This window comes from Rufibacter sediminis (genome assembly GCF_014269285.1).
GTDB classification, from domain to species: domain Bacteria; phylum Bacteroidota; class Bacteroidia; order Cytophagales; family Hymenobacteraceae; genus Nibribacter; species Nibribacter sediminis.
This window is the reverse complement of sequence record NZ_JACOAF010000013.1, coordinates 22,357-37,577: the sequence shown is the minus strand read 5'-3', so window position 1 is coordinate 37,577 and position 15,221 is coordinate 22,357. Positions and strand designations below refer to the sequence as shown.

Here is a 15,221-nt window from a genome sequence, read left to right as displayed (position 1 = left end):
TAGCAGGGGCATAATAAGCGGGAGGGTGTTTAGGGGCTGTTTTCCGGAAAACAGCCCCTAAACACCCTCCCGCTTTATAAGAGAAACGATGAAGGTCATCTCTTGAACAGAATGGTAAAGGTGGTGCCTTCGCCCACCTGGCTTTCTACTTTTACCTCGCCTCCGGCGTTGTTCATGATCTTTTTCACCATGTACAATCCCACGCCCGAACCTTCAACGTGGTCATGGAAGCGCTGGAACATGGAAAACAAGTGCTCCATTTGCTCTTCGGTCAGTCCCAAGCCATTGTCCTGTACTTTTAGCGCTATGAAATCGTCCTGTGTCTCGCAATGCAGGGAGACCACCGGAGTCCGGTCTGGGGAGCGGTACTTCACGGCGTTGGAGATCAGGTTGTAGACAATGCTGCGCAGGTTTTTCTCTGAAAAGGAGAGGGTAGGGCACTTGGACACCTCCACAATCAGTTGGGCATCCGCTGCTTTAATCATGGGCTCCAGGTCCAGGGTCACATCCTTCACCAACCGGGCCAGATCAATGGTGGACACGTCGGTGCTGTGGTCGTTCTGGAGCTTGGTGATCTCGGTGAGGTTGCCAATCGTTTTCTTGAAACGCTCAATGGCGCCCTGCATCATGTCCATGATCTGCTGCACATCGGCCAGGTCAGATTTCTCAGACGGAAGCTCCAGTTGCAGTTCCCGCAGCAGCGCTTCAATGTTATGGATGGGCGCTTTGAGGTCATGCGAAGCCGTGTACACGAAGTTGTCCAGGTCATCAATCACCCGGAGCAGGTGCGTATTGGTTTCTTTCAGCTTCAGCTGGGTGTCTTTCAGGTCAGAGATGTCAATGAAAGACCCCAGCACGCGGTGCGGCACGCCGTATTCGTTGTGCAGGATGTAGGCCCGGTTGTAGATGGCAGCGTATGAGCCATCGGCGCGCAGCAGCTTGAATTCCTCCACCCACTGGTCCTGGCCGGTGTTGATGGCCTCGTTAATTCCCTTGATGACGCGCGGTTTGTCTTCGGGGTAGATTTTGTTAAACCAGGCGTTAATCCCCTTGCCCATTTCCTCGGGGTCATAACCCAGGATGGGTTCCAGGGTGTCGCTCCACCACAGCTCATTGGAGATGAGGTTCCAGTCCCAGACCACGTCATTGGTGGCTTTGGAGACCAGCCGGAAGCGTTCTTGGCTCTCAGACAGTTCCTGGGTGCGGTCTGCCACCCTGATCTCCAGTTGGCCGTTCAGCTTGATCAGGTCCTCCTCGGCGCGTTTAATTTCCTCATACGCCAGCAGGATTTTCTCTTCGCCCACACGTTTCTCGGTGGTGTCGGCCATGGTGAGGGTAAGGCCGTCGCCCATCTTGGCGGCGGCAATCTCGTACCAGCCGCGGGTGCCGTTCAGTTCCAGGTTCTGTTCAATGTGCAGCGGCTGCCCGGTTTCCACGGTCTGCACCAGTTTCTTGAACAAACCAGATTTCTTCAGGAACGACATCTCGGGCTGAATGCTCTGGTGCAGGAGATCGCTCTGCGGTTTGCCAATCAATTGCTCGGCCTGTTTGTTCAACAGGGTCCACTTGAAATCAATGATCTCCTGTTCTTTGTTCCGGACCGCTTGGAAGGCCATGATGTTGTTCAGGGAGCTGTTCAGCACGCCCTGCACCACGTTGCTCAGCACCTTCAGCGTGGTCACCTCCACGAAACTGAGCACCACGCCGTCTTTGTTGCCGTCGTGTTTCAGGTAGGGGATGATGCGCATCAAAAAGTATTTGCCGTCCAAGGTCTCCACTTCCTGTTCTAGCTCCACGGAGGTATTGTTCACCTTCTTGATGTCTTCCAGCCAGCTGGTATAGCGCAGGTTGTGGGAGAGGTGGTGGATGGGCCGGCCCAGGTCTATGTCAATGATGTTGATCAACTGCATGACCGTAGGCGTGAACTTGCGGATGACCAAATGGTGGTCCAGGAAAAGCTGCCCGATGTTGGAGCTCCGCATGTAATTGTCCAAGTCTTCGTTCAGTTCCTGCAGTTCCTTGATCTTGAGCTGATGCTCTGAGTTCACGGTGTGCAGCTCCTCATTGAGCGACTGCATCTCTTCGTTGGAGCTTTGCAGTTCCTCGTTTGAAGACATGAGCTCCTCATTGGTGGACTGCAGTTCTTCGTTGGAGGTGCTCAGGTCCTGCACGGTCAGGTGCAGGCTTTCGCGGGCTTCCTTCAATTCGGCCTCCAAAACGGTGAGCTGATGGAAATACTCGGTGTCTGCGTCAGAGACCAGTTCGGGTTGCAGCGTCTTGAGCGACGGGATGGCCTTGCCCATTTCCTGCAGCAGCACCAGCAGCACCTTGGGCGCGTCTTGTTCCACCGTGATGGGTTTCACCGTGAGCTGCACCAACTGGCTTTTGGTCCCGTTTTTCACCACCACCTGCCGCGAAGCGGTTTTCTTGCTTTTCAGTACCTTCCGGATGTCAACGCTCAGGGTGACCGCCAGCTCTTTTGAGACCATTTTCAGCAAATTGAGCTGTAAACGCTTCTCGGGGAGTTTTAGGAAACGGTTGAAATCGCCTATGCCGTGCAGGAGCTGGTAATTGTCATCAATGTAGAGCCCGGCCATTTTGAGGTCCTCGGCCACGGCATCCAGGAACAGCTCGTTGTAGCGCAGCGCCTGGGCATTGCGGAAAGTGGGCAGCGCGTCTTCTGAGTGGACGGGAGTATGGTGGCTCACGCCGTACGACTGCTGGATGCCCTTGCTTTCCTTCACCTTCTGGAAGAATTTCCACTTCCGGTTCTTCTCCGCGAAAAAGTTCTTCAGATCCCCGATGTGCTCACTGGGGCCCAGGAACAGATATCCGTTCAGTTTCAAGGCATACGGAAACACGGACATCACCTTCCGCTGCAAATCAGGGTTGAGGTAGATGAGCATGTTGCGGCAGGTGATGAGGTCAATGCGGCTGAACGGCGGGTCTTTCTGCAGATCGTGCTGCGCGAACACCACCAGCTTACGGAGGTCTTCCTTGATGGTGTACTTGTTGTTTTTATGATGGAAGAACGCTTGCAGCCGCTTCTCATTCACATCTTTGCTGATGGAGGTTGGGTACACGCCTTTTGATGCCTGCCGGATGGCGCGTTGGTCCACGTCCGTGGCGAAAAGTTTCACCAGCGTTTCGCGGCCCATTTTCTCAAAACACTCCTGAAACAGCATGGCAATGGAATACACTTCCTCGCCGGTGCTACAGGCGGCCACCCACACCTTGATGGTTTCGCCTTCCGGGGTGTTGCTGATGATCTGCGGAATCACCTCCTGCTCCAAGAAATCGAACGCCTCGGGGTCCCGGAAGAAGCGGGTCACGCCAATCAGGAATTCCTGGCAGAGCTGCTTGATCTCGGCCGGGTTTTCATGGATGTAAGTCAGGTAATCGGGCAGGGTTTCCACCTTGAGCAGATCCATCCGCTTTTTGATGCGGCGGTAGATGGTGCCCTGTTTGTAGCTCTTGAAATTGGTTTGGGTATGGGTACAGATCAGGTCCAGGATTTCCTCCAGAACCGCGTCATCTTCTATGTTGCTATTGTTGTTTTCAATCAAGGTTTGCACCAGCGGAATTTGTCTTGTAAACTCCAGGATCTCGTGGGGCATGCGCTCCGGGGAGAAAACGAAATCTACGGCTCCGGTTTCAATGGCGCTGCGCGGCATGCCGTCAAACTTGGCCGTGACCGGGTCCTGCACCATCACCATGCCGCCCGCCGCCTTGATCATCTTCACGCCTTTGGTCCCATCCGTTCCCGTGCCGGATAGCACAATCCCGATGGCGTACTTGCCCCGGTCTTTGGCCAGGGAGTCAAAGAAGACATCAATGGCGAAGTTGGGTTCCCGCGTTCTGATCTGGTCCACCAGTTTCAGGCGACCTCTCTTCACCGTCAGCTGCTTACCGCTGGGCAGCACGTAGATGCAGTTAGGCCGGGTCACCATGTCATTCTCGGCTTCCTGCACCCGCATCTGGGTGTGCTTGGACAGCAGCTCGGCCATCAGACTTTTATGGTCCGGTGACAGGTGCTGGATGATGACGAAGGAGAAGCTGGAATTATTGGGGAAATGGTCGAACAGTTTATGAATTGCCTCCAACCCGCCCGCTGACGCACCAATCCCAATCAGGTAATGGTCTGTTTTAGGAAGATGATCTGGCTGTTTCACACTTACCATAGGCAATCAAATTATAACCTGTCTAGAAGAAAACGCAGAAGGGCAGACCTCAATATCTTTCCTTGATGATTTTTTCCAAGACAGCACTGCGTAATGTTTCGGCGGCCTCAATTTGCTCTTCCAGCCACGGCAGTGATGTTTGCTTCACCGTTTCCTGGTAAGTGGCAAAGGAGTTGCGCGGGTGGTAGGTTTTCCCGTCAGCCTCCATCTGGATGGCCTGGTTGGGGTCACCGCCCCAGCTGATGGTTTGCAACACCTCGGGCCGGAACCCCAGAATGTATTCTCCCTGCTCAGCGTTGATGGGCAGCGCAATCAACCCGCTGGCCACTCCTTTGTAGTCCCGGGCCCGCATGTACTGGTGCGGCAGGGTATCAGTGACGAAAAGTTTCTCGGTCCGGTTGCGCCGAAGCCAATACACCAATTCCTTCAGGTCTGAAGCCTCTGGCACTTCGCCACTCGTCCACACGTCGCCTTCAAAGAACACGGCCGCGCCCGAAAGGTTTAGCAAATCTTGGATATTGGGGGTGCCGGAAAGCAGGCCCTCGGCCAAAGTGGGGATGGTATAGAGTTGCTCCAGCAACTGGGCGTGAATGCCCCGCAGCTGCGCCTTGAGTGCGATGGTGTTCTCCCGTTCCTTGGCCGCCAGTTGCCCGGAGACAATGCCGGAGAGTAACTCCAGCGCCGATCTGAGCTCGTAGCTGGGGTTAATAGGCGTTTTATGGTGGCAGGAGATCAAGCCCCACAGTTGGTTGTCTATGATGAGCGGCAGCGACATGGAAGCCATGATCTGCAAGTTGGCCAAGTACTCCAGGTGCACGGTGGCCACGCTTCTCAGGTTGCAGTCTGAAAGATCCGTGAACCGCTGCGAGAGCGGGTTGATGAGCGGCATCAGTTTTACCGGCGTGTAATCACGGGTGGGGATGAGGCGGTAGGGGTTACTGAAATACAGGTCCCTAGACTGCTTGGGCACATCAGAGGCCGGAAAGCGGAGGTCCATGTAATCATCCATGTCCTCTTCTTTGGCTTGACCAATCACAATGCCGTTCCACTGCGGGTCAAACTGGTAAGCCAGCACACGGTCAAAACCCGTCAGTTTCTTGATTTCCTCTACCGTGATCTGCGCAATCTCCTTGGTGCTGCCCGCCTGTTTAATCAGCGACGTTAAGTACTTGATCTGCTGGTATAGCTTCAGGAACGAGTCTTTGGACGAGGTATCCTGGTTGTCTTCCAGTTCAATGAGCACGTACTCTTCTTTGGGGTGCACCAGCGCCGTGAGGTTGGTTTCCTTGCCTTGTACCAGAAACGTGATGCTGAACGGAATCTTCTCCTGTTTGCCCTTGCCGTTTACCTTCTGCTGGATGTCTTCCCACTGGTGTGTCGGCAGAAACTTGGAAATGGGTTGATTTAGGAAATCGGCCACGGAAACGCCCAGCACCTTCTCCACATTCTCACTTACCTGCACAATCTGGAGGTCTTGAGGATCAAGGGCCAGTAAGACCCCGTGCGGTTGAATCAGGTTTACCAAATGCAGCGGAATACTGCCGCAAAACTCTGAGTCATAATTTTTCTCAATGGTAAAACTGATGGGCGCTTGCTTTTTCTCCATAGGGCAATCTCTGCTTAGGCAATAAGTAAGTTAAAGGGGGACAACAAAGCGGTTAAATCTCTGCTGCTTAAAAAACATTGCCAGACCTACGAAGTAAAGGGTGAAAAAGGCGGGCCTGCCAGGTAAATATTTTCGCTCTAAATGTACGACAGATTAGATAACAACAAAAATTTACCGGTTGCTGCGTGAGTTTATACGGATAGAACTTAATCATATAGTTGAGTTTAGAAAGGCGTTTTAAACCCATTTTCTCAAAAGAGCGGCAAATCTGAAGAAGCAGTTTAGGTTAGTCGCTTCCCTCTTATTTCCCTATGCAGGATTATTCAATGCAGAGTGGCTGTTCAAGATCATCTGCTTCTGTTGATAGTTATATGGTTAACTAAAAAATATTACAAAAAATAAAAAATTCTAAATAGAAACATTTTAAGGCTTGTTTTCTGAAAAGAGGCTTTAAGCAGAATAGAAGCCTCTTTGTGAACTCAGTCCTTTTACGTTTTTTATTTACATCCTTATATGGGGTCACCTCCTCCATGCTAGTCCATAAAGTGGGTTGAACTTCTGATTATCCATTGCGGTTTGTCTTTTCAATAATAGAAACTATCAAATAATTTATTAAATATTATAAGCAAGATTAGAATGGCTGTTGCACGTATTACCTCAAGAAAACCCAGTGCTTTTCACGTGTGGATGTTGTTTTGGGCGTTCACCATCTTCCAGGTTTCTGCCGCTAATGCACAGGGAACTAACACCTATGCCGTCGGAGATTATCGAACTGCTTCGGGAGGTATCCTGAGCCAACAGGAGGGAAGTGTTACCTTGGAGCAATTTACCTCTCTGGGTACCTGGGAAACGGCTACTTATCCGTTGGCTACTTCTTCTACTCTGTATGTTGAGCATCCTCTCCAACTCTCAGGTACTTTGCAGGTTGCGAACCTGTTCATCGCTGCTCAAAAGAGCGTAACCGTACCGGCCGGCGCATCTTTAGTAACTACCGGCAAATTGATCGTGGGCACTGCGGCGGAAGTGGTGCAGGAAGGAGAAATCGAGAACCGGGGTTTACTGCAACTACACCCAAATGCCAGATTGATCATCAGGTCTGCCGGGTATAAAGCCTCTGCTTTGATCTGGGCCGGTTCAGAGGAAATAGACGCCTCCTCTGAGGTGAAAATTGAAGCTGCAGTCGCCAATGAACCTTTGTTGAGCGGTAGCCAGCTTTCCATTCAGAATCATGGCTATTGGTTCGGGAGGCTTACTATCGCTCCAGTTGCTTCCGGCGCGCAGTGGCAGTTAACGGATTCTTCTGCACCAGTGGCTCAATCGTTCAGCGCTCAACTCCCCAGTACTTCCTCCTTGTCTTTTTTAGCCGCAGCCAATCAGTCCCTTCAGTTGGGGCAGGAAGTATCACTGGTGGGAGGAACGTATTTCGTGCAAAACCAAGGCGCTGGTACTGGTACGTTGACCATTGCGGGTAATCTAAGTTTGCAAAACGCCACCCTGACCCTTAACCAGACTTCTACATCTTCGGCGATCTCCGCCATTGACCTGAAAGGAAATTTAATCACCGATGCTTCTTCCATGATCAATAACAGTAGCAGCGTCAGCACTGCTGCCAGCGGTATCAGGTTCACGGGAACGGCCTGGCAAACGCTTCAGGCTGCCGGACCAGTGAACCACGTTTCGCTGACGGTGAAAAGTGGGGCCATGGTGCGCTTGGCTCAGCACGTAAGACTCAACCCGATCAACTCAGTGTACGCCGGTACCTTGTCCATTGAAAACGGCGGTGCTCTTGATTTTGGGATGGATGCGGGGAACAATGGGTTTCAGGTGCAGGGCCAAGGATACTTTACCTTGCACCAGGGCGGCACGTTGTACCTTACCAGCGCCCAAGGTCTCAACAGCACAGGCGCCGCCGGGAACGTGCAGGTCACGGATAGCCGCAGAAGCATCAACCAGCTGGCGACCTTCATCTTTGCCGGGAAGACACCGCAGCAAACGGGCAATGCGTTTCTGGCGACCGCCAGCGGTAAAATCATCATCATTGATAACCCCACTTCAGTTACCATTACCAGCAATCTTGGTATCTCCAGCAATACGGCTATCTCTCCGCAGGGAGGAAGATTGGAGATAAAGCAGGGAACCTTGGTGGCAACTCCCTCGGGCGATGTAACCGGATCGGGGAAGCTGGTGATGAGCGGCGGGACCTTTCAAACCAGTGTGCTGAACAGCGTGGTGCCTCAGCTGACCGGAAACTATGAATTGACTGGCGGAGCAGTTGAATTTGCCGGGAACGGAAACCAGACCTTGAGAGGGGGCACCAATTATCCTTACCATCAGGTAATCATCAGCGGTATCAACGAACTCGGGGTGACGGCTAAATCTATCTCTACCACCGTTGCCATCAACCAGAACCTGACCATTCTCCCCAATGCTATTCTGGACCTCGGCAACAAATCACTGAAGGGTGACGGCGGATTAACCATGACCGGAGGTCTGTTGAGAATGAGTAAAACAAGTGGTTCACTGCCTGAACTGACCGGCAAAAACAGTCCTTACGCCTTGACTGGAGGAACCATCGAATTCTACGGATCTACCAACGGCCAGAACCAGAGCATTAGAGGAGTTTACGGCAACTCTCAAAAGATCACCTACCATCACCTGCTTTTAACGGCGGCGGAAGCCAACACCTTAAATGAAACAGGTAACCATTTGTTTTCTGCCAACTTTGACGTAGCCGGCACCCTCACAGTGAAGGCACCCGCAGTGCTGCAGATCGCCAGTAACCGATCAGTCGGCGGTGTAGGAAACTTTGTGCTAGAAGCAGGCGCCACCTTGCTGTATGGATCAGCACAGGGGATCAAGCAAACCGGATCAGGCACTATGGACGGCAACGTGCGGGTAAGCGGAACCCGGGCTTTCTCTCCCTTGGCCAGCTATGGATTCATAGGAAACTCCGAGATGGTCACGGGCGATGCCTTGCCCTCTACCGTTGCCAATCTGTTGTTGGCGAAAGTAGGCGGTGGGGTCACTTTATCTAAAACAGTAAATGTAACTCATGTTTTCACGCACAAAAGTGGCTACTTCAAAACCGATGCCCATGAACTCTCCCTCCTGAACCAGGTTGCGGCGGCATTGCAAATCACGGATGCCACTTTTTACATCCAAGGTACTTTGAGAAGGGCCGTAGGCAGCAGTGGTTCTTACCTGTATCCGGTTGGCAATACAAGCGGGAGTCGCAAACTGGAAATCACTTCTATAGGTTTAAGCGGAAATGGCTTCCAGAGCATAGCGGTAAGTTTCAGACCGTTGGTGCACCATCAGGAGGCAGAAATGTTCGTGGCGGAAGGCAGTTCCAGCTACACGAGCCTGGCACCAGAAGGCGTTTGGTATGTAGAGCCCAATACGAAGCCCGCCTCGGGCACCTTCACCGCGAAAGCTTTCTTGCAGGGGTTCAGCAATCTTTCTGATAATAAGTTTGCCTTGGTGCTCCGACCCATCAACTCCACCAGCGCCCAAGACTGGAGTACCGGAGGCGGTTCCCTGGATGCCCCTAACAAAGAAGGCCGCACGGTAGCCAGCGGATATGCCCAGCGTAATTTCATGACCTCCTTCGGGCAATTGGCAATCGCCAATTCAGAGACGGTGCTGCCAGTGACTTGGCGCTACGTGAAAGCCCAGCGGAAAGGCCAGCAGGTTCAGGTGCAGTGGGCGACTGCCTCAGAGAAAGACAATGACCGTTTTGAGGTGGAGACCTCGGTAGACGGAAAGAACTTCACCTATGTTGGCAAAGTAGCCGGGAGTGGCAACAGTTCCACCGAGCGTCACTATGAATTCCTGCATGCATCACCAGCTCCGGCCACTACTTATTACCGCATCAAGCAGGTGGATCTGGATGGCGGCTTTGAGTACAGCCAGGTGGTAGCGGTGCAAACCGGCAAAGCTGCCACCATGCAGATCTCCCTCTATCCGAACCCGAGCCATGATTACCTGTACTTAGGCAATATTTCCTTAGACGCCGCTGCCGTGGTGGAGATTCTGGACATGCAAGGCAGAAAGGTAGACCAGATTAAACCCACGCTGGAAGGAGGAACGCCCAACATCTCAATCCAACAGTTGCAGGCGGGTAATTACATCCTGCGCATTCAAAACGCAGGTCAATTGATTCAGCAGCGTTTTGTAAAGCTGTAAGCCGTTTTCCACCTGATTTCCAGAAAACAGGCAGAAAACGACAAAAAGAGAGGTCCGATTCAACTTGAATCGGACCTCTCTTTTTAGTTAAATTAATCTCTAATTAGCACATCAGCACATTAGAAAATCAGCACATTAATAAGCGCGTCCTTCTTTGTTTTCCATGAAGTTCACGAAGGCTCGGTTTACCACCTTCATGCCGCCGGGGGTTGGGAAGTTACCGGTGAAATACCAGTCGCCCAAGTGGTTGGGGCAGGCTTCGTGCAGATTCTCTACCGTCTGGAAAATGACCTCCACCTCGGCGCGTACGTTGGATGATTTCACAATCTGCGCCACTTTGCCGCTGATCTGCTCGGGGGTGAACTGAGCGTACAATTCCTGCACGAAGTTCTTCTCCCTGGCTTCGCCGGAGGCCAGAGCCTGCTGGCAGTTTTGGTACACCTGGCGCGCTAATCCTTCCTGTTGTCCGTCTTTCAACAAGCCCATCATGGCCCGGAACGCCACAAACTCCTTCATCTTGGACATGTCAATGCCGTAGCAGTCGGGGTAGCGGATCTGCGGGGCGCAGGACACGATGATGATTTTCTTGGGCCCCAGGCGGTCCAGCATTTTGATGATGCTTTTCTCCAGGGTGGTGCCGCGTACAATGGAGTCATCAATCACTACTACGGTGTCAATGCCTTTCTTCACCACTTCATAGGTGGTGTCATACACGTGGGCCACCAGGTCATCGCGGGAGTCATTGTCGGTGATGAAGGTACGCAGTTTGGCGTCTTTGATGACCAGTTTCTCAATGCGGGGCCGGAAAGACAAGATATTATCCAGCTTTTCCTGATCTCCGTTGGCTTCCTGAATGGCCTTCCGGCGGTAAGAGCGCAGGTAATCTTCCACGCCTTCCATCATGCCCAGGAAAGAAGTCTCGGCGGTATTGGGGATGTAGGAGAAAACGGTGTTCTCCAGGTCATAATCAACGGCCTTGAGCACCTGCGGGCTCAGCAGTTTGCCCAGCATTTTACGCTCCTGGTAGATCTCGGGGTCATTGCCGCGGGAGAAGTAGATGCGCTCAAAGCTGCAGGATTTCTTCTCCAGGGCGGGCAACACCTCTTTCTCAGAAGCGTCGCCGTTTTTGTCCACGATGAGGGCGTACCCGGGGGAGATCTCCTTGATCTGGCTGTACTCAATCCCGAAAGCGGTTTTGATGGCCGGTTTCTCGGAGGCGACCACTACTACCTCGTCATCCATGTAATAATACGCCGGCCGAATGCCCGAGGGGTCACGCACGACGAACGAAGCGCCGTAACCGGTGAGGCCCGCCATGGCGTAGCCGCCGTCAAAGTCTTTGCAGGCCCGGCGCAACACGCGTTGCAGGTCTAGGTTCTCCTCAATGAGGGCGGTGATTTCCTCGTTGTTGTGGTCCGGTTTGAAGTAGTCAAACAGGCGCTGGTTTTCCTCGTCCAGGAAGTGGCCTATTTTCTCCAATACGGTTACGGTGTCAATCTTCTGGCGCGGGTGCTGGCCCAGGTCAGTAAGCACGTTGAAGAGCTCGTCTACGTTGGTCATGTTGAAGTTACCGGCCACGGCCAGGCTTCTGTTGCGCCAGTTGTTCTCGCGTACCATGGGGTGGCAGTTGTCCACGCTGTTCAGCCCGTGGGTACCGTAACGCAAATGGCCCAGATACACATCGCCCATGAAGGGGAGATTCTCTCTGAGCCACTGTACATTCTTCGCTTCCTCGGGGTACTTTCGTTTCAGCTTGCCGTATTTCTCGCTTATTTTCCCGAAGATAGCATCAATCGCCTTGGTTTTCACCGATCTATACCGGGCAATGTACTCGGTGCCGGGCGTGGCATTGATTTTAATACTGGCAAAACCGGCACCGTCCTGGCCGCGGTTGTGCTGCTTCTCCATGAGCAGGTACATCTTCTGGATGCCGTACATGGGAGTGCCGTATTTTTCGGTGTAGTATTCAAGGGGTTTGCGGAGGCGGACCAAGGCAATCCCGCACTCATGTTTTATCGCATCACTCATTTTAAAGGGCTTTAAGACGGAAAGCACGTGTTTCAAAGCTTCCGGTGCCTGTTTTCTCACCCACGGGGCTGATTGGAACAGGCATGCAAAGGTAACAGTAAAAACACGTAACCCGCTATAGGGAAAACCATTTTCTGAGGGCTTTCATTCGTTTTCACGGTGAGAAATAGTATAGCTGTTCCGAGGTGGATGTTGGAACCAAAAGGCTGCTGCGAGGTATCACCCACTTCGGGAGGAATAGTTTGCCTGGTGGGTTTTGGGCCTGGTTTCCGGAAACTGGCCCCAAAACGGAAGCCGGGGTGGGGCGATGCTCAGGGTTGTTGCCTACCTTTGCGGCCATGAACAGACAAGTACAGGTGCACGGCGCCTTGTTTCTGGTGGCGCTCATCTACGGGGCCAATTATAGCATCGCGAAGGAAATCATGCCCGCTTACGTGCAGCCATTTGGGTTGATTGTGATCAGGGTGGTGAGTGCGGTGCTGGTGTTTGGGAGCTTGTCTCTGTGGGTGGTGAAGGAAAAAGTCCAGAGCAGAAGCGACTGGTTCCGGATTTGCCTCTGCGGCTTGTTCGGGATCACGCTGAACCAGCTCTCGTTCTTCAGCGGCCTGAACCTGACCTCGCCCATTAATGCGTCGCTCATCCAGACGGTATCTCCGGTGGTGGTGGTGCTTTTGTCTGCCTATCTGCTTAAAGAACGGATTCAGATTTTCAGGATGGTGGGCATTCTGCTGGCCGGCCTGGGTGCCATGCTGCTGATCTCGGGGAAGGCGGGCAATGCGCAGGGGCACCTCCTGGGCGATTTGCTCATTCTACTCAACGCGGCGTGTTTTGGGGCGTTTCTGGTGCTGGTGAAACCACTCATGCAACGCTATAATGCAATAACGGTGGTGAGCCGGGTGTTTCTGGCCGGTTCCATTGGGGTGATTCCCTTCGGGTGGCGGCAGGCGCTGGAACCAGACTACGCCCACATGCCGGCGTCCATCTGGGGAGCCATTGCGTTTGTGATCATCGGGATGACCATTCTGGCGTACCTCTTGAACATCTGGGCCATGAAATACGCCAGTCCGGCGCTGGTGGGGGTGTACATTTACCTGCAGCCGGTGTTCGCCATCCTCATTGCCGTGAGTCTGGGCAAGGACCTGTTTACGTGGCAGAAAGCCCTGTACGCCGCCATGATTTTCGGGGGCGTGTACCTGGTGAGCAAACCTAAAAAGGCATCGGTCTGAGCAGTTTTCTTTAAATATGCGTATAAATGGCACCTGTGCCGTCGTTAGAGGCGGTGAGGTTAGATACAAATAATACAAAATGACGGAATCCACTCAGTACGAAGAAGATGCCCTGCACCACCTCTTCCTGTTGGTAGAGGCCCAGGATGCCACCTGTATGCTCAACCTGGCGGGCCACCCGCTGCGCATCAGAGAGGTAGTTTTCCAGATGGTAGATAACGGTTGCCGGGTGAGCAAAGTAGAGGCAGACTATTACAACATGTTTCTCTATGACAAAGAAGTCACCGAGATCTATGATTACCTCACCACCATCATCAAGGTGAAATTCGTGAAGGTGTAAACCCGATAGTCGTTTCTGTTTTAAGCTCGTTTTGGTAAAAAGAGGCATAAAACGGGAAGAACAGAATTGCTGCCCCGCTCTATGAGTAGCGGGCGAATCTCCCCCGAAGAAAACAAAGTGTCCTGAAAAGGGGTACAGTAACCAAGGTCCCAACACTTGTTACCAAAGCCACTTTGCATGAACGCAACCTTCAGAATTGAACACGATTTTCTGGGCGAGAAAGAAATCCCCAACACGGCCTACTACGGCGTGCAGACGCTCAGGGCGCTTGAGAACTTCAACATCACGGGCATCACCAATGCGTCTGAGCCGCTGTTCATTGTGGCTTTCGGCTACGTGAAGAAAGCCGCCGCCATGGCCAACCGCGATCTGGGCGTGCTGGACAAGAAAATAGCCGAAGCCATCATCTTTGCCTGCGACCAGCTCATTGCCGGCAAGTACCGCGACCAGTTTGTCACGGACCTGATCCAGGGCGGCGCGGGCACCTCGGTGAACATGAACGCCAACGAGGTCATCGCCAACATCGGGTTAGAATATCTGGGCCACCAGAAAGGCCAGTACGAGTTCCTGCACCCCAATAACCACGTCAACTGCTCCCAGTCCACCAATGACACCTATCCCACGGCCATCATGATGGCGGTGCACCTGAAGGTGGACATCTACCTCCAGGCCCTGGCCGATTTGCGGGATTCGTTTCTGAAAAAGACCGAGGAATTCAAAAACGTGCTTAAAATGGGCCGCACCCAGTTGCAGGATGCCGTGCCCATGACGCTGGGCCAGGAATTCCACGCCTTCGCCACCACCATCAACGATGACATCAAGCACCTGCGCGAGGCCCAGCAGAAACTCACCGAGTGCAACATGGGCGCCACCGCCATCGGGACCAGCATCAACGCGCCGCAGGGCTACCCGCAGCTGTGTACCAGGTACCTGGCCCAGATCACCAAACTGCCCATCACCCTGGCTCCTGATCTGATTGAAGCCACCTCAGACATGGGTTCCTACGTACTGGTGTCCGGGATGCTGAAGCGGAGTGCGCTCAAAATCTCCAAAATCTGCAACGATCTGCGCCTTCTGTCATCGGGGCCGCGCGCCGGTCTCAACGAGATCAAGTTGCCGCCCATGCAGCCGGGTTCCTCCATCATGCCCGGCAAGGTGAACCCCGTGATCCCCGAGGTGGTGAACCAGACCGCTTTTTACGTGATGGGGGCCGATGTCACCATTTCCATGGCCGCCGAGGCGGGTCAGTTGCAGCTCAATGTCATGGAGCCGGTCATCGCGTTCAGTTTGTTCACGTCCATGAATTACATGATCAATGCCATCACTACGCTGCGCACCCGGTGCATAGACGGCATCACGGCCAACGTGGAAGTCTGCCGCGAGGAAGTGATGCGCAGCATCGGCATTGTGACGGCGCTCAACCCAATCTTAGGCTACGAAACGTCCGCCTCCATTGCCAAAGAGGCGCTGGCCACCGGCAAATCCATTCATCAGATTGTGGTGCAGGAACGCAAGTTGATCAATCAGCAGAAATGGGACGAGATCTATTCCTTCGAGAACATGATCCACCCGGTGTTTATCAACGGATAACAGATAAGAGAAGCGTTTTAGGGCCGTTTTTCGGAAAACGGCCCTAAAACAGCAGCGGTAAATAG

The 15,221-nt window shown here is 53.1% G+C and carries 7 protein-coding genes; 4 read left to right on the top strand and 3 right to left on the bottom strand.

Features of this window, described 5'->3' with window-relative positions; all coding sequences use genetic code 11:
* Positions 1 to 95: 95 nt before the first annotated feature.
* Both H7U12_RS05435 and H7U12_RS05430 read right to left on the bottom strand, forming a co-directional pair.
* Entirely contained in the window at positions 96 to 4,181 is a 4,086-nt protein-coding gene (locus tag H7U12_RS05435; protein ID WP_186634153.1) for a chemotaxis protein CheB, read from the bottom strand.
* 49 nt (positions 4,182 to 4,230) lie between these two features.
* Positions 4,231 to 5,787, bottom strand: coding sequence for a GAF domain-containing protein (locus H7U12_RS05430; RefSeq protein WP_186634148.1), 1,557 nt, complete (start codon positions 5,785 to 5,787; stop codon positions 4,231 to 4,233).
* A gap of 636 nt (positions 5,788 to 6,423) precedes the next feature.
* Here H7U12_RS05430 and H7U12_RS05425 point away from each other — a divergent pair.
* Entirely contained in the window at positions 6,424 to 9,972 is a 3,549-nt protein-coding gene (locus tag H7U12_RS05425) for a T9SS type A sorting domain-containing protein (RefSeq protein ID WP_186634145.1), read from the top strand.
* A 135-nt stretch (positions 9,973 to 10,107) separates the two neighbouring features.
* Here the strand turns inward: H7U12_RS05425 and H7U12_RS05420 are convergent, their stop codons facing one another.
* A complete protein-coding gene (locus H7U12_RS05420; protein WP_186634142.1) occupies positions 10,108 to 12,000 on the bottom strand; it encodes an amidophosphoribosyltransferase in 1,893 nt (630 codons plus the stop codon).
* Between the two features lie 338 nt (positions 12,001 to 12,338).
* On the opposite strand from H7U12_RS05420, the gene H7U12_RS05415 reads away from it, so the two are divergent.
* The 3 genes from H7U12_RS05415 to aspA all read left to right on the top strand — a co-directional run bounded on the left by H7U12_RS05415 (position 12,339) and on the right by aspA (position 15,156).
* A complete protein-coding gene (locus tag H7U12_RS05415) occupies positions 12,339 to 13,226 on the top strand; it encodes a DMT family transporter (protein ID WP_186634139.1) in 888 nt (295 codons plus the stop codon).
* A gap of 79 nt (positions 13,227 to 13,305) precedes the next feature.
* Entirely contained in the window at positions 13,306 to 13,566 is a 261-nt protein-coding gene (locus H7U12_RS05410; RefSeq protein ID WP_186634136.1) for a hypothetical protein, read from the top strand.
* Between the two features lie 177 nt (positions 13,567 to 13,743).
* Positions 13,744 to 15,156 (top strand): aspartate ammonia-lyase, encoded by a 1,413-nt coding sequence (gene aspA, locus H7U12_RS05405; protein WP_186634134.1) that lies wholly within the window; start codon positions 13,744 to 13,746, stop codon positions 15,154 to 15,156.
* Positions 15,157 to 15,221 lie beyond the last annotated feature (65 nt).